Genomic DNA, 15,017 nt, shown 5'->3' with positions numbered 1-15,017 from the left:
ATTTATAATTAATATAAAAAGGCTCCCTTGATAGGGAGCTTCTTCAATACTATTCTTATTCTTCGCGCTGTCCCTGAAAAAAGATCATCACGAATTTCAGCAGTTCCAATAACGAAATGAGGGCGGCAGCCACGTAGGTCAGGGCAGCAGCATTCAACACCTTATTTACACCGCGTTCCTCATCATTGCGGATAAATCCTTCAGCCAGCAAATAGTGTTTTGCCCGTGAACTCGCATTAAACTCTACCGGAAGGGTAACGAGCTGAAAAAGAACCGCAAATGAAAACAATACAATACCCACTCCAATTAATTGGAATTGCTGAAGCAAGAGCCCACCCATCAATAAAAATGGCGCAATACCTGAAGTAAGGTTAACAAGCGGAAACATGCGATGGCGGAAAACAAGGGCTCCATAGGATTGCTTGTGCTGAACCGCATGCCCCACTTCATGGGCAGCCACCGAAACGGAGGCAATCGAATCGCCGTAATACACCGGTTCGGATAAACGTACCACTTTTGAAACGGGATCATAATGATCGCTCAGCATTCCCGGCACAGGTTCTACCGGTATATGTGACAGCCCATTTTGATCAAGTATGGACCGTGCCACCTCTGCCCCGGTTCTTCCGGAATAGGCACTAACTTCCGACCACTTTTTGAAATTTCCTTTTACCTTGAATTGGGCCCATAATGAAATGGCAAACGCAATAATAATCAGAAAATCCATCGGATGAAAAAACATTTTTTTATTACTCCTCCTTCATATTGGCAAAAAGCTTATTCCGTCACGGTAAGCAGTTTTCCTTTCAATTCCTCTTCGACACTTCGTCTGCTTTTCAACTGCGTGGAAGATAGAAAAATCATATCCTGGTACTCGGCTTTACGGTGATCACCGCGCTTCATCACGTTTAAAAAGATGGATATTCCGTTTCTTCTTTTTTCAATTGACGACACGTGCAATTCCTGTATTTCCTGAGACAGAAAAACAGAAGGAGCGAAACGAAAGATCTGTTTTTTGCCGTTAAAAATTCCCGAGTGCTGCACTTCACGAAAACCCAGTGCACCTAAAGCATAAAAAATCTGCAAAACTTCATGAGATCCTTTGATGCACACCGGCAGGAAATGGAGCCGGACTCTGCTTTTTCCTGCCCGAATGCCCGCCTGTACCTTATATGAAATATTGGAACAGGAAATCGGTATATCATCAGGCAAATGGGCGGAAAACGAAAGAATAAAGCCATTTTTATTTTGCTTCCGGCTTTCGGATATGTGTTGTAATTGAATACGTTTTTGAGTGTGAAGCTGACCGTCATGATATTCCAGGATCAACTCCAAAGCAATAGTACTTCCTTGTGAGGAAACGACTCCATTTTTTATGATCCACTGCCCCTCAAGCTTTCCTCCAGGGTAAAAAACGGACGAGTCTAAAGTCGGACCAGTGTCATTTTTTAGTTTTGAGACGATTTCTTTGATCATAATCTGCCTTTCTGCTGCTGCATTTACCGTTATATACGAAAAAAGGAAGGGAAGGTTTCAACTTTTACACAAAAAAAGAACGGCCGGAGCCCCTCTTTTCAGTAACGTTTTATTCGGTATGCTGCTGTAAGCATCGCAAAAGAAATGACAATACTGGCAAGAACCAAAATCCAGGCTTCCTTCATGTCGCCTGAATCGATGGCAAGATAGATTGCGGTCGGAATGGTCTGCGTGCGCCCGGGGATGTTACCTGCAAACATTAAGGTTGCTCCAAATTCTCCAAGCGCTCTCGCAAAGCTTAATATGGCTCCTGAAACAATGGACGTGTAGGAAAGAGGAATTGTAATAAAGAAAAAAACATTCCATTTCCCTGCTCCATCCACACGCGCGGCATTCTCAATATCATGATCAACGGCTTCAAACCCGGTCTTTGCCGATTGGTACATGAGCGGGAAGGCAACGACACTCGAGGCAAGCACTGCGGCCCACCAGGTAAAAATAACAGGCTGCTGAAACAATAATTCTATAAATTGGCCAACCGGACTTCGTTTTCCAAAGACAATAATGAGAAGGAACCCGATGACGGTTGGAGGAAGAACGAGAGGAAGCATTAATAGTGTTTCAATAATGAGTTTCCCTTTAAACGACTTGCCTGCCATTGCCTTCCCCAGCAGTACGCCTGACAGTATAACAATGATCCATGCGGAAGCCGCAACGGTAATGGACAAATAGATCGGCGGCCAAATGTTTGCTAGCATAGGTTCTCCTTAGATTTAAGCATCAAACCACTTATGTACTAGATTTCAAAGAATATATTCAACCTCCATTATAACGAAAAAGCCCACAGGCAACAAAAAGGGGCTGTCCAGAAAGTCAGTGTAAACTGACTTTCTGGCAGCCTTTTTTTAAAATACTATAAAAAGTACACAAAAAAATCGTCCTCTTTAGTAAAATGAAAGTTACCACACCAACATCTTCACGAAAAGAAAGGACGATTTTTTATGCGCAATCTTACGATTACTACTGAAAATTATACCACGCAAACGAGCCTTCCTCTAGGGGGAATCCAAGAAAGTTCTTCTACTAAACGAAAATTAGCTCCCACCTTCAAACCGTACGATAACCAACAAGTTCAAATGATCTTTGATCTGCAGGAATGGATTCCAGCCCACCATGTGGCACGTGTAATTGATGAGATGGTGGAGGGCATTCCTGATGACCGGCTATTTTCTTATTACTCCGGCGGTGGACGGAGCTCATATCACCCAAAAATGATGGTGAAAGTCCTCCTCTATGGGTATTCACAGAAGGTCTATTCGTGTCGCGGAATTGAAAAGCTGCTTCAGGAAAATCTTCCGGCCATGTGGCTCGCAGCCATGCAGAAGCCCGATTTCCGAACGTTGAACGACTTTCGCGGCCAACGGATGAAAGCCTTGATGGATGAACTGTTTGAAACCATGATCAGGCAACTCATCCAGGACGAGTATATTACGATGGATCACTACTTTTTGGATGGTACAAAGATCGAAGCCGATGCCAATAAGTATTCTTTCGTGTGGAAAAAATCCACCGTGAAACATGAAGCGAAGTTGAAAGAGAAAATTCAAGAAACGCTGCACCACATCAACCGCCTCACTGAATTAGAAGCGTTGCCAGAAGGAGATGAAACCAGCGATGAGCTCTCCCTTCCATTAGAAGAAGCCGCAACGATTCTCGATGAAGAAGTCACGTCCCTGACGGATGCGATCGAGAAGGAAACGAATACCGAAAAACGCAAAGAGATGCGTAAGAAGCGCAGTATCTACAAAAAACCCTTGAAGCTTATTCGTCACGATTTCTTGCCTCGTTTAGCCAAATATAAGGAACAGAACGAACGGTTTGGAGACCGGAACAGTTACTCCAAAACCGATACCGACGCCACCTTTATGCGCATGAAAGAAGACCACATGAAGAACGGCCAGTTGAAACCCGGCTACAATGTACAGATGGCGACCGAGAACCAATTTGTTTTGTTTTATTCCCTTCATCAACGCCCGACAGATACGCGGTGTTTCATTCCTCATTTAGAGAAACTGGCCGCGTCTTCTTTACCGATGCCGAAAACCGTGATTGCGGATGCCGGTTATGGCAGCGAAGAGAACTATTTGTTTGCGGTCGGAGAAGAAACAGAACCGCGATTTGATTTTCTGATTCCCTATGGAAGCTATTTGAAGGAACAAACCCGAAGCTATAAAAACGAGATCAAAAACGCAAAGAACTGGGTATATGAGGAACTCGATGATTGGTTTATCTGTCCCAATGGCAGAAGGGTACCGTTTAAGAAATATCTGAAGAAAAAGAACCGATCCGGTCTGGAACAAAGTTTCAAGATTTATGAATGCGAAGATTGTACGGATTGCCCGTTTAAAACCAAGTGCACCAAAGCGAAAGGGAACCGCCAGGTGCATTGGAACACGATCTATGAAGAAATGAAGGCCAAAGCAAAAGCAGCCCTTGAATGTGAGGAAAAAGCCGCGATTTATGCCCGACGTAAAGTCGAAGTGGAAAGCGTCTTTGGCCACATCAAGGGCAATCGGTCGTTCCGCAGGTGGTCGTTGCGGGGACTGGACAAGGTACATGTAGAGTTTGGAATCGTGGCATTGGCCCACAACCTCCTGAAAGTAGCAGGCATTCGCCTGACTACTTTCAGGAAAAAAGAACAACCAAAAAAAGCAGGACGGAAAAACTTATCGTTTTTCCGTCCTGCTTTCATTTTAGGGACTTATTGGACAGCCTCTTTTTTAATAGAAGGGACTTTCATACAAGGAAGACTTGATCACCGGCTTAAACGGAAGCCTGTATTTTTCAAGCACCGACTGGACCACTTCCTTCAGCCACTCCGGACTGGTGGGAGACACATACACTTCGTCAATTAACGTGTGTAAATTACAATCCACATAGGCCCCGTCCTTATGATTGAATCTCCGATGATTTGGATCATCGAAGGCAAGCAGCCGGATTTCATTTTCATGGCTGAAAGACCTCCGTTTATAGAATAACGTTTCATAGGGGTTCAGACTGGCCATTTCCGAATTAAAATTAATGTATTGAACCTGCCCGACATATGTCCGAAAACGTTTGTCATTGATGCTGGTAAACAGCTTATCAAGTGTGGAACAGATGGCAATTCCTTCATCCGATTTCAAATACAGGTTCCACATCCCCGCTGATTCCTCTTCGTTCAAATGCCAGCAATTGACCCCGACATAATCATGCATCTGCTTGATATATTCATGGAGCTGTCTTCTTTTCTCGGCTTTTGAGAGATTTTCATCCACCGGCACGGTAAGGTAAGACAGCGGATCATTGAGGATATTATTTACGTCCAGGGCAGAATAACTGCCTTCATGATTGTCCACAAAAAGGGACGGTTTCGGAAAGAACAACGATTTTTGATAAAGCATACCGACAAACTTGGCGAAATCCATATACTTCCATATCTTTGAGCTGCCGGACAATCTTTGGCTGTTCTTTATGTTGTAGGTCGTATTTTGATCAAACTGAGACTGGAATTTAACCAAAGCTTTTTCCGCCCAGTATTCACTCATACGGCAGTCCTTCCTTCATATGTTTTCTGCACATGGTCTATGATTATGCTTGGTGGTTGCCTTTTATAACAGGTTACATTTCCTGCTTATCCTTCCCACCGGTCAGAATAAATCAAGGAATCCAGTTCTTTTCTGTTTTCCCATTTCTCCGTTTCGAGAATGGGTTTCTGCGGATAATCTTCCGTATATCCCAGGGAAAGGAGCGCCACTGGCTCAATGTGGGGTGGAATATGTAAAATATCACGGATATCTGCCTTCTTGTAAAAGCTGACCCAGCCCATGGCCAATCCTTCTGCACAGGATGCCAGCCACATATTCTGGATAGCACAAGCCGTGGACATCCTATCGGTTTCAGGAATTGAATTTCTGCCCAGAACATGAGAGCCGCCCCGCGTCGGATCACAAGTTACACAAATTGTTAAAGGTGCTTCTTTTATTCCTTCTATTTTCAGATTCATAAACATGGATGACCGCGAATCGTCTTCGTAGTGTATGGCCAGGGCTCTTCTTTCCTTGTCGGCGGCCCATGCCATACGATTCTTTACTTCTTCTGAGGTGACCAGAATAAAATTCCATGGCTGCATGAAACCAACAGACGGAGCTTGATGGGCTGCTTGTAATATAGAATAAACGGCTTCATCCGGAACAGGGTCCGGCAAAAAACTCCGGACATCCCTTCGAGCAGCAATGACTTTATAGACAGCTTCTTTTTCATCATTTGTAAACAAGGCGTGTTTCTCCTTCCTGGTTCTTGGCGGATATTTGAGCGGTCTCAAATGTCGCCATTTCGTTGATCATAAGTGAGGCCGACAAAAGAATGGGAAAGGCAACCGCCGCACCGCTCCCTTCACCCAGCCTCATGCCTAAATCCAGAATCGGTTCCTTTTCAAGCAGCTTTATCAACATCGTATGGCCGGGTTCAACCGAGCGATGACCCATGATCATGTAATCAGCAGAACGGCTGCAGATCATCTTTGCGATTAAGGCAGCCGTACTCGCGATAAAGCCATCCACCAAAATCGGAATTCTGCTTGAGGATGCTGCCAGCATGGCTCCGGCCATTCCGGCAATTTCCAGCCCTCCCACTTTGGATAAAATATCAACCGGATCATCCGCATTCGGTTTCCTCAGCTCCAGCGCCTTTTGAATGACCTCTTTTTTGACCTGCAGCTTCTCTTTTTTAATGCCGGTGCCTGTCCCAACCAGTGTTCCGACTTTTTCACCGCTCACCACCGCGACTACGGCACTGCTCGCCGTCGTATTGCCAATCCCCATTTCACCTGGAATAAGACACTTTACTCCACTTTTAATCATTTCGTTTGCCGTCTGATACCCCGCATCAACAGCCTGCTCGGCGTCCTCCCGGGTCATTGCATCTTCCACAAGGAAATTGGCCGTGCCATAACGTACTTTTCGGGAAATCAGGGTCTGGCTGTCAATATCAGCGGCTATTCCAATGTCCACGATGTTCAACTTGGCACCGATTTGTTTGCTGAACACGTTGATTGCAGCTCCGCCATTCAAAAAGTTACGCACCATCTGGCTCGTTACTTCCTGGGGATAGGCTGACACTCCTTCTGAAACGATGCCATGGTCAGCAGCAAAAATCAGAACACCCGGCGGAAATACAATTGGAAAGCGTTCTTTCGTCATAGAGGCAAGACTCACCGCCAAAGCTTCCAATCTTCCAAGACTGCCAACCGGTTTTGTTAATGAATGAATGTAGGTCTGTGCAGCACTTCCCATCTTTTCATCGATTGCCGGAATACGGGCATTTTTCCAATGGTTTTTCATCCTTTTCTCTCCCTTCTATTTCAACAAAAAACCTTGACTGCAGGCGCCAAGGTTTTGATCTAACGTACACTATCCCTTTCTTCCCACCGAAGACACAGAAATCAAGATTTATAAGCAGGTCTCCTGGCTTACCGGTTTAACCGGTTTTACAGTAGCGTGGGCTGCTCCAGAATTACACTGGATTCCCTATTATCTCTCAACCATTTTTGGTCTTGAGCACTCATAAATTTTATGTAATTGTTTTTTATCATAACAATTCTTTAAAGAATTTGATATAGGAAAAACCAGAACCGGTCATACGGTCCTGGTTTTTATATCATCCCAGCATTCTCACACTTTGTGCAATAACGAATGTTACGAAGATGGCGATCATGGTTGGAATGAGAAAAGCCAAAAAGGTCCATTTTATGCTTTTTGTTTCTTTATAAATGTTGACCAGAGTCGTTCCGCATGGAAAATGAAGCAATGAAAACAGCATCGTATTCAATGCTGTGAGCCACGTCCACCCTTGGTCTACGAAAATTTGTTTCAAATCTCCCAGGTTATCAACCTCTGTCAGTGCCCCTGTAGAAAGATATCCCATAATCAAAATGGGAAGGACAATTTCATTTGCTGGCAGCCCGATCAGGAATGCCATCAGAATACAGCCGTCGAGCCCCAGCATCTGTCCAAAAGGATCCAGGAAATTGACGATATGCATAAGAACGCTTGTGTCGCCAACCGTAACATTGGCCAGCACCCAAGTCAGTATACCTGCTGGCGCAGCGACCTTAACAGCCCTTAGAAGTACCGCCCATGAACGCTCAAGTGATGAACGGATGACCGTTTCCCAAAATTTTGGCCTTCTATATGCAGGAAGCTCGAGTGTGTAGTGGGTAGGCACCCCTTTGAGAACCGTCTTTGATAATACCCAGGAGACCAAAAAGGTAACAAGAATCCCAAACAACACAATGCCAACAATTACAGACGTTGTAACAAGGGACTTGGCTCCACCTGTATATCCTGCCGCCATAAAGAGGGAAGCCAGCACAATCAGTGTTCCCCAACGGCCGTTGCATGGTACAAAATTGTTAGTTAGGATGGCAAGCATTCGCTCTCTCGGTGATTCAATAATCCGCGAAGACATCATTGCTGCAGCATTGCAGCCAAACCCCATCGCCATCGTCAGGGACTGCTTGCCGTGTGCGCCCACTTTTTTGAAGATGCGGTCCATATTGAACGCTACTCTCGGTAAATATCCATAGTTTTCAAGCAAAGCGAACGTTGGAAAAAAGATTGCCATCGGCGGCAGCATCACACTTACGACCCAGGTAGTGCCGCGATAGAGACCCAAAACGAGAACACCATATAGCCAATCCGGAGCACTCATCCACTGAAAAAAGGCTGTAATGTAGTTTTCGAGCCATCCGAAAAACCGGGCAATCATGTCAGATGGAACGTTGGCGCCGGCGATTGTAAGATAAAAAACAATGCCTAGCATAACCATCATGATTGGAAAGCCCCAAATGGGAGAGGTGAAAACAGCATCCAGTTTCTCCGTTCGCCGATCACGTTTGGTGTTTGAATGATGAACACCCGCCTCGCAAAGCCGCTTGCTTTCCTGATAAAGGCTGCCCACAATTTTATCACGAAGATCTGGTGATGTAAGCTGCTGTGCCTTTTCATAGAGAGCATTCAAATCTCCTCTTGAACCTGAACTTGCCAGTTCTGTATTCATGCCGATCCCTCCTTTACCTTCAGCCTTGATTTCAACTCATCCAGCAGAGATTCATCCCCATCCAACAAGCGCAAAGCCACCCAGCGGGAAGAGATGCGATCTTCCACCAGATCAGCCACAAGGGGCTCCAATGAAGCGATCTTTGCTTCAATGTCTTTGTCGTATGTCATCCGCGCGGGTTCGCATACAAGTTTGCCCTCTGCCAGGCGTTCGATGGTGTCGAGCAACATGGGAAATCCCGCTTTGTTCCGGGCTGAAATTTTTATGACAGGAACACCAAGACGGCGGGTCAGTAATCGTTCATTGATCGAGATGCCTCTCTTTTCTGCCTCATCCATCAAATTAATGCAAATAATTACATTTTGAGTCATTTCCAGTATTTGCAGAGCAAGATTCAGGTTCCGTTCCAGAGAGGTTGCATCCACCACGACAAGTGTCACATCCGGTTTTTCAAATACAATATAGTTTCTTGCCACTTCCTCATCCCGGGAGTTCGAGAAGATGGAATACGTTCCAGGCAAATCAATCAGCCGGTAGTTTTTCCCCTTATGGCTTAATGTTCCTTCAGCAAGCGAAACGGTTTTTCCAGCCCAGTTCCCCGTATGCTGTTTTAATCCGGTCAATGCATTGAACAATGTACTTTTTCCCGTGTTTGGGTTTCCGGCCAGTGCGATCCGGTACGTTTCAGTCATGATTCATCAACTCCCCTTGAATCTTCGAACTTTCTTCCCTTCTCAGGGCAATGGTAGTCTGGCTGACACGAAAAGCAATGGGATCGCCCAGCGGGCTCTTTCGTACAACCTCCACTACTGCTCCTGGTACAAATCCAAGATCCAGCAGCCGTCTTCTCATCACACCTTCGATATCCATGGAGGTGATTTGTATGAAGTCGCCGTTCTTCCCTTCAAAAAGGGTGATATAGTTAGTCTCATCCACTTCTTTTTCCTCCACTCTTATTTGTTTCCTTCGTGCAACATTTGCTTATATGATATGTATATCCAATGGTTTTGTCAATGTTTCCTGCAAAATAAAAAAAAGCCCTCTGATATACAGGGGCTTTTTGCCACAGTTATTTTTGTTATTTTGAAGAAAGAAACGTCTTCATCTCTTTCCAATGCGAGAGTCGTTCCCCTTGTAAATGCCGGTTGTACGACTGGTCCCTGACCACGACTCTTAAGGAGTCTGATGATAAGGTATCGAGCACGCCTGGTTTATCGTCAAAATAAAAATCTAAGCCAAGCTCTTCAATGATTTTTACTTTTTCATCATCCTTCATTCCGCAATAAAATTTATCGTCATCAACAGGAAATCCCTGCTTCTTCATCCAATTCATCGTCCGTTCACCGTGTTCTCCCGGACGAGCCGTGATGTAATAAATTTCATGGCCCTTTTCTTTCAACTCCTGCAAGGTTTCCACCGCATCAGGGTATGGTGGGCAATCAGAAAAATAGATTTCTTCGCGTAAAGTGTTCCACATCTCTTTTCCTTCGGCATTCGTCAGACCGAACGGTTCATGGATTTCAACCGTTTTCAATGCTTCGAAAATATCCATCGCCAGGTTTTTGTTTAATTTTTTATTATAGATCGTAAAGGCATAGCCTCTCAAATTAATCAACGTATCGTCAATATCAAACCCGAATTTCATCATTGTGCTCCTTCTGTTACTTGTAAACAGGGTATCCTGTAAACTTAAAATCATCCCCGACTTGTTCCACTGTCATCTCGCGAAGATCCACCGCTCCACTCATCCGCTCAGCACCCTCACCTTCAAGAAACGTGGGCGACAGGCTTCCGCCCAGGAGTTTGGGAGCCATATAAACCACGAATTTGTCGATGAGCTGCTGCTCAAGGAAAGAAGCATTGACGGCTCCGCCTCCTTCAATCATCACAGATGAGATTTGCTGTTCTCCAAGAAGATGTAAGACCTCTTCGGGATTCACCCGATCAGCCCGGCTTTTAGTTGTAAAGATGGAGACACCATGACTTTCCAGCACTTGGCGTTTCTCCTCTCCTGCCCGTTCTGTCGTAAAGATCCAGGTTTCTGCTTTTTTGTCCTGCACGACTTTGGATGAGACGGGAATTCGCAGGGTGGAATCCAGTATAACCCGGACAGGGTTGCGGCCGTTCGGGATACGCGCGGTCAGCTCCGGATCATCCTTGATCACAGTGTTAACGCCCACAAGGATGGCCATGTTTTCATTCCGGATCTGGTGAACATTCTTTCTGGCTGCCTCTCCGGTAATCCATTTGCTGTCGTGCGTTGCGGTGGCGATTTTCCCATCAAGCGTTGCCGCTGATTTCACCGTGACAAAAGGGAGCTTTTGCACAATAAATTTATTGAACACTTCATTCATTTGTTGCGATTCCTTCTCCATGATACCGGTGATGACTTCGATACCAGCTTCCTTTAAAATAGCAACTCCTCTTCCGGATACGAGCGGATTTGGATCCAGACTTGCGATCACCACCTTGCTTAATCCAGCTTTCACAATGGCTTGTGCACAGGGGCCCGTTCTTCCATAATGGGAACAAGGCTCAAGGGTCACATAAATCGTTCCCCCTTCTGCTTTCTCTCCCGCCATTCTAATCGCATGGATTTCAGCATGAGGCTCTCCAGGCTTTAAATGGGAGCCGATTCCCACAATTCGGTTCTCGTTGACAATAACAGAACCGACCATGGGGTTTGGATCGGTTTGGCCTTTCATGGCCCTGGCGTTTTCAAGCGCTAATTTCATATAAAAGGTATGATCAGTCATTCGGGCAGCTTTCCTCCTCTTTTAAGTGGCCAGAACGGGAAACCTTGGTCTTCAGGTAGTTGGCGTTATACTCTGACTCATCTCCCCATAACGGTGTCCGTCCTAAAAGCAGCATGCCGGATTTTTTTAACGCATCCTGCTTTTTTGGATTGTTCGTGATCAAGGTCACCGGTTTGGTTCGAAGTGTTTTTAATACCGAGATGGCATCCTCATAATTCCGGGAATCATCCACAAATCCAAGGTTCAGATTTGCTTCTACTGTATCATAACCACTTTCCTGAAGCACATAAGCCATGGCTTTTGAAAACAGGCCAATTCCGCGTCCTTCATGATTGGCCAAGTAAAAAAGCGCGCCTGTTCCATGATTTTTGATCATCTGCATTGACTTTTTCAGCTGAAAACCGCAGTCACAGCGCTTGCTACCAAAGATATCCCCGGTATGGCAAATGGAATGCATGCGGATGAGCGCATCTTCGTTGTTTTTGAAGTCGCCATAAACCAGCACGCTTGATTGCTGATATTCAGAAAGGTTTGTGGAAGATAATTTTCCAATGATTTCTTCAATATTCTCTGTAACCTGCTCCCGCTCCAGCCAGCAATACCACTGAAAAACAACGGTCTCTCCAGACAGATTAACCGGAAGGCGAATAGGGCCAACAAGGTAAATGCCCCCGTTTTCGGATGTTTTAATCAATTGAATTTTATTTTTCAACAATGAAATAACATCAGATTTAAGAAGTGATTGTTCCATCTTGATGAATCCCCTTTTGTTTATTGTTACGCGTTTAAAATTTGTCTGCGTGCTTATTTGAACATTATCCTTGATTATACACCAACAGCAAACAAAAAGTAAGTATATAGCAAAAGGAAAGCCGCCTGTTAAGCGGCTTTCCTTCTAATGCATAAAAATATCCAGCCATATTTTGACCGCCGTTCCGGCAATCAAGATGGCCAAAGTGGCCTGGAGCACTTTTGTATTGATCTTTTTTCCGACTTTTACTCCGAGAGGAGCTGCAATCAGACTGACGATCAGCATAAGAACGGCAGGATGGTACAGAATTTGTCCTGTTGCTGCTTTCCCAATCAAGGAACCGATGGACGAAAGAAATGTGATTCCCAGTGAGGTCGCGATGGTCACCCTTGTTGGCAGCTTCAGCACGACCAGCATGATCGGTACGAGAATAAATGCTCCCCCTGCCCCTACAATTCCAGCAAATACTCCAACGGTCAGTGCGAGGATTCCTGCTAATTTTTTATTAAATACCAGTTCGGACCTGGTATCATCCACTGCTTCTTTTTTTGGAAAAAGCATAAGAACGGCAGCAATAACCGCCAGCAGACCGTAAATAATATTAATAACTTTTTCAGTTAAAAGATGAGAGCCAAACCCTCCAATGAAACTGCCTGTTAAGGAGCTTAATCCCATGATCATGAGAAGCTTCGTATGAATAAAGCCGCCCTTCCTGTATGCCACAAGTCCTGCAAGCGTGGAAAAGAATACTTGTACCGCCACAATTCCTGAAACATAATGAGCACCAAAACCTGCATACCCGAGTAATGGAGGAACATACAGAAGAATGGGGTAATTAATAATCGCTCCGCCTATACCAAGCATGCCTGATATAAAAGAGCCAATAAAGCCAATCACAAATATGGTTAAAAGATAACCTGCATCCATTCCCATCATTTCACCCCGTGTTCCCTGCGATTATTTCTTTTGGATAAAGAATACAAATACACCGTTGTCTTCGTTCATTTCCAGCAGCGTATGGCCGCCAGCTTTTGCCCAGGCAGAAAGGTCACTTTTTGCCCCTTTATCCGTAGCATGGACCTCGAGCACCTGTTCAGATTCGAGTGCATCCATTGCCTTTTTTGTACGTACGATGGGCATCGGACAGGCCAAGCCCTTCGCATCGAGTAACTGATCAGATTTCATTTTTGTTACCTCCTTTTTAGTCCTGAATGGCGCATCGGTTCGGACCGATTTCCATCTCCTGCTGTGTCTCTTGGTCAGGGCTTAATTTTCCCATGTTGGTCTTGCGGATTTCCTGATAGGCATTCGGTTGCGGAGGAAGATTTTCAGTAACCGCCTTTCTGAATTCAGCCTCATCGAGATGAAGACCTTCATTCTTTTCAAACAGATCTCCTAGTACAGCTTTAACCTCACCCTGGTCCCCAAGCTCTGAAACTTTGGAGTAGTGAGCGGGAAGAACAATAAGGTCACCTGAAAGCCTTTTATAGTTATCATACAGTGTGTTTCTTAAGTCTCCAACCCAATCTTCTGCTTTTCCGGCCAAATCTGGACGGCCAATGGATTCTACAAACAGAATATCACCGGTTAATAAATACGTCTGGTCGATAAGAAGCGTAGTACTCCCTATAGTATGTCCTGGTGAATAAATAGGCTCAGCGGACACGGAAGTGCTGCCGACGGTAATGGTTTGGCCATCTTCCAGAGGTTTGTATGAAAACATAACCTCATCCGCATCCTTCGGCGGGAGATAGTAGATGCTTCCTGTTTTTTCGGCAAGCAAGCGCCCTCCAGAAATATGGTCCGCATGAAGATGTGTATCAACTGCGTATTTAATCGTTAATCCTTTTTCTCTCGCAAATGCCTCATATGGCTCAGTCATTCGTGCAGTGTCCACAATCAAAGCCTCTCCATCGGATTCAATGAGATAGGACAAGCAGCCTTTTCCTAAGCGGACAAACTGGTATAATGCACCGCCATTCTTCAAGCTGCCCACCTTTACCGGTCTCAAATACTCGCTCCATGCTTTCATGCCCCCCTGAAGGTAGAAAACATCCAGCCCTTGTTCTGACAGCATTTCTGCCACCATGACAGATGATCCTTCTTTGGCACAAACCACCAAAATATCTGTATCCTTTGGGAGCTGATCCAAGATATCGTCTACCCCATCCAACAGATCAAAATAAGGAATATTTAAGTACTGGAAAGCTTCCCCTTCAATTTTCCAATCTTGAAAAGTATCTTCATTTCTCACATCCAAAATAAATAGGTTACTTTTTCTGATGACACGGCTTGCTACTTGTGCTGCCGTCATTTTTTGAATAGCCATTCCTTATCCCTCCAATTTTGTGATTGGTCCCTTCCATTCGCTCATTCCCGGTACAACATTAATGACGTTCTTAAAGCCTGCTTCTGTCAGCTTTTGTGCAGCAAGATCGCTCCTGTTTCCTGTCCGGCAAACGACATATACATAGACACTAAAATCTGTTTTAAGCTCATTTAAACGGTCGTTTAACTCTCCTAGCGGTATGGATACAGCGCCTGGTATATGGCCGAATTCATATTCTGCAGACTCTCTGACATCCAGAAGAAAAACTTCCGTTTGACGTTCCATTTCGGGTAATAGTTCTTCATTGGAAATCACATCAGGATGATGCTTTTCTATCTTTTCCTCTTCAGCCGTAGCTTTGCGGATATAGTGTTTCAGAACTCCGTTTTCTTCAATGGTGCCTAAATAGTGATGGCCACTGCTCGTTGCCCAGGCTTTCATATCAGCTTTCGAACCCTTATCCGTTGCCTGTACTTCAATCACTTCACCTGCGCCTAATTCATTGATTGCTTTTTTTGTTTTGACGATCGGCATCGGACAAGCGAGCCCCTTGGCATCCAGCATAACGTTTGATTTAATCATTGTTATTCCTCCTTAAATACCCACA

General features: G+C 44.9%; 16 protein-coding genes and 1 riboswitch. Of the genes, 1 reads left to right on the top strand and 15 read right to left on the bottom strand.

Annotated elements, in window-relative coordinates; genetic code table 11:
* Positions 1 to 55: 55 nt before the first annotated feature.
* From QNH15_RS04750 to modB, 3 genes are all read right to left on the bottom strand, one after another.
* Entirely contained in the window at positions 56 to 742 is a 687-nt protein-coding gene (locus tag QNH15_RS04750; protein WP_283892951.1) for a zinc metallopeptidase, read from the bottom strand.
* 35 nt (positions 743 to 777) lie between these two features.
* Complete coding sequence (locus tag QNH15_RS04745; protein WP_283892949.1) at positions 778 to 1,476, bottom strand: sporulation protein; 699 nt, start codon at positions 1,474 to 1,476, stop codon at positions 778 to 780.
* 98 nt (positions 1,477 to 1,574) lie between these two features.
* Complete coding sequence (gene modB / locus QNH15_RS04740; RefSeq protein WP_061967132.1) at positions 1,575 to 2,234, bottom strand: molybdate ABC transporter permease subunit; 660 nt, start codon at positions 2,232 to 2,234, stop codon at positions 1,575 to 1,577.
* 243 nt (positions 2,235 to 2,477) lie between these two features.
* Between modB and QNH15_RS04735 the strand changes: the two genes are divergently transcribed.
* Positions 2,478 to 4,391: an IS1182 family transposase gene (locus tag QNH15_RS04735; protein ID WP_283892946.1), complete on the top strand. Its 1,914-nt coding sequence runs from the start codon at positions 2,478 to 2,480 to the stop codon at positions 4,389 to 4,391.
* 758 nt (positions 4,392 to 5,149) lie between these two features.
* On the opposite strand, the gene bluB is transcribed toward QNH15_RS04735, so the two are convergent.
* The 12 genes from bluB to QNH15_RS04670 form a co-directional block, all read right to left on the bottom strand.
* On the bottom strand, positions 5,150 to 5,791 hold the full coding sequence (gene bluB, locus QNH15_RS04725) for a 5,6-dimethylbenzimidazole synthase (protein ID WP_283892944.1): 642 nt from the start codon (positions 5,789 to 5,791) through the stop codon (positions 5,150 to 5,152).
* Positions 5,778 to 6,857 (bottom strand): nicotinate-nucleotide--dimethylbenzimidazole phosphoribosyltransferase, encoded by a 1,080-nt coding sequence (gene cobT, locus QNH15_RS04720; protein WP_283892942.1) that lies wholly within the window; start codon positions 6,855 to 6,857, stop codon positions 5,778 to 5,780. The genes bluB and cobT overlap by 14 nt, the downstream gene beginning before the upstream one ends.
* A gap of 96 nt (positions 6,858 to 6,953) precedes the next feature.
* Positions 6,954 to 7,096: riboswitch (cobalamin riboswitch) on the bottom strand.
* 77 nt (positions 7,097 to 7,173) lie between these two features.
* Entirely contained in the window at positions 7,174 to 8,574 is a 1,401-nt protein-coding gene (locus QNH15_RS04715) for a nucleoside recognition domain-containing protein (RefSeq protein ID WP_283892940.1), read from the bottom strand.
* Positions 8,571 to 9,266 (bottom strand): FeoB small GTPase domain-containing protein, encoded by a 696-nt coding sequence (locus QNH15_RS04710; protein WP_283892938.1) that lies wholly within the window; start codon positions 9,264 to 9,266, stop codon positions 8,571 to 8,573. Before QNH15_RS04710 ends, QNH15_RS04715 begins: the two co-directional genes overlap by 4 nt.
* On the bottom strand, positions 9,259 to 9,510 hold the full coding sequence (locus tag QNH15_RS04705) for a FeoA family protein (protein ID WP_283892936.1): 252 nt from the start codon (positions 9,508 to 9,510) through the stop codon (positions 9,259 to 9,261). Before QNH15_RS04705 ends, QNH15_RS04710 begins: the two co-directional genes overlap by 8 nt.
* Before the next feature lie 142 nt (positions 9,511 to 9,652).
* Positions 9,653 to 10,219, bottom strand: a complete 567-nt coding sequence (locus tag QNH15_RS04700) for a 5' nucleotidase, NT5C type (protein ID WP_283895434.1) — start codon at positions 10,217 to 10,219, stop codon at positions 9,653 to 9,655.
* Positions 10,220 to 10,235: 16 nt separating this feature from the next.
* Positions 10,236 to 11,330, bottom strand: coding sequence for a bifunctional diaminohydroxyphosphoribosylaminopyrimidine deaminase/5-amino-6-(5-phosphoribosylamino)uracil reductase RibD (gene ribD, locus QNH15_RS04695; RefSeq protein WP_283892934.1), 1,095 nt, complete (start codon positions 11,328 to 11,330; stop codon positions 10,236 to 10,238).
* Positions 11,323 to 12,081, bottom strand: a complete 759-nt coding sequence (locus QNH15_RS04690; RefSeq protein ID WP_283892932.1) for a GTP cyclohydrolase II — start codon at positions 12,079 to 12,081, stop codon at positions 11,323 to 11,325. The genes ribD and QNH15_RS04690 overlap by 8 nt, the downstream gene beginning before the upstream one ends.
* 144 nt (positions 12,082 to 12,225) lie before the next feature.
* Positions 12,226 to 13,008 carry a sulfite exporter TauE/SafE family protein gene (locus tag QNH15_RS04685; RefSeq protein WP_283892931.1) on the bottom strand — a complete coding sequence of 261 codons (783 nt, stop codon included), beginning with the start codon at positions 13,006 to 13,008 and terminating at the stop codon, positions 12,226 to 12,228.
* Between the two features lie 30 nt (positions 13,009 to 13,038).
* The gene (locus QNH15_RS04680; protein ID WP_283892929.1) at positions 13,039 to 13,266 is read right to left on the bottom strand and encodes a sulfurtransferase TusA family protein; all 228 of its coding nucleotides are present in this window, start codon (positions 13,264 to 13,266) and stop codon (positions 13,039 to 13,041) included.
* A gap of 16 nt (positions 13,267 to 13,282) precedes the next feature.
* Positions 13,283 to 14,410 carry an MBL fold metallo-hydrolase gene (locus QNH15_RS04675; RefSeq protein WP_283892927.1) on the bottom strand — a complete coding sequence of 376 codons (1,128 nt, stop codon included), beginning with the start codon at positions 14,408 to 14,410 and terminating at the stop codon, positions 13,283 to 13,285.
* 3 nt (positions 14,411 to 14,413) lie between these two features.
* Positions 14,414 to 14,992, bottom strand: coding sequence for a sulfurtransferase TusA family protein (locus tag QNH15_RS04670; RefSeq protein ID WP_283892925.1), 579 nt, complete (start codon positions 14,990 to 14,992; stop codon positions 14,414 to 14,416).
* Between the last annotated feature and the right edge of the window lie 25 nt (positions 14,993 to 15,017).

Origin of the sequence: Fictibacillus enclensis (assembly GCF_030123385.1) — a bacterium.
In the GTDB taxonomy this organism is placed as follows: domain Bacteria; phylum Bacillota; class Bacilli; order Bacillales; family Fictibacillaceae; genus Fictibacillus_C; species Fictibacillus_C enclensis.
This window is presented reverse-complemented; position numbering and strand designations above follow the sequence as displayed.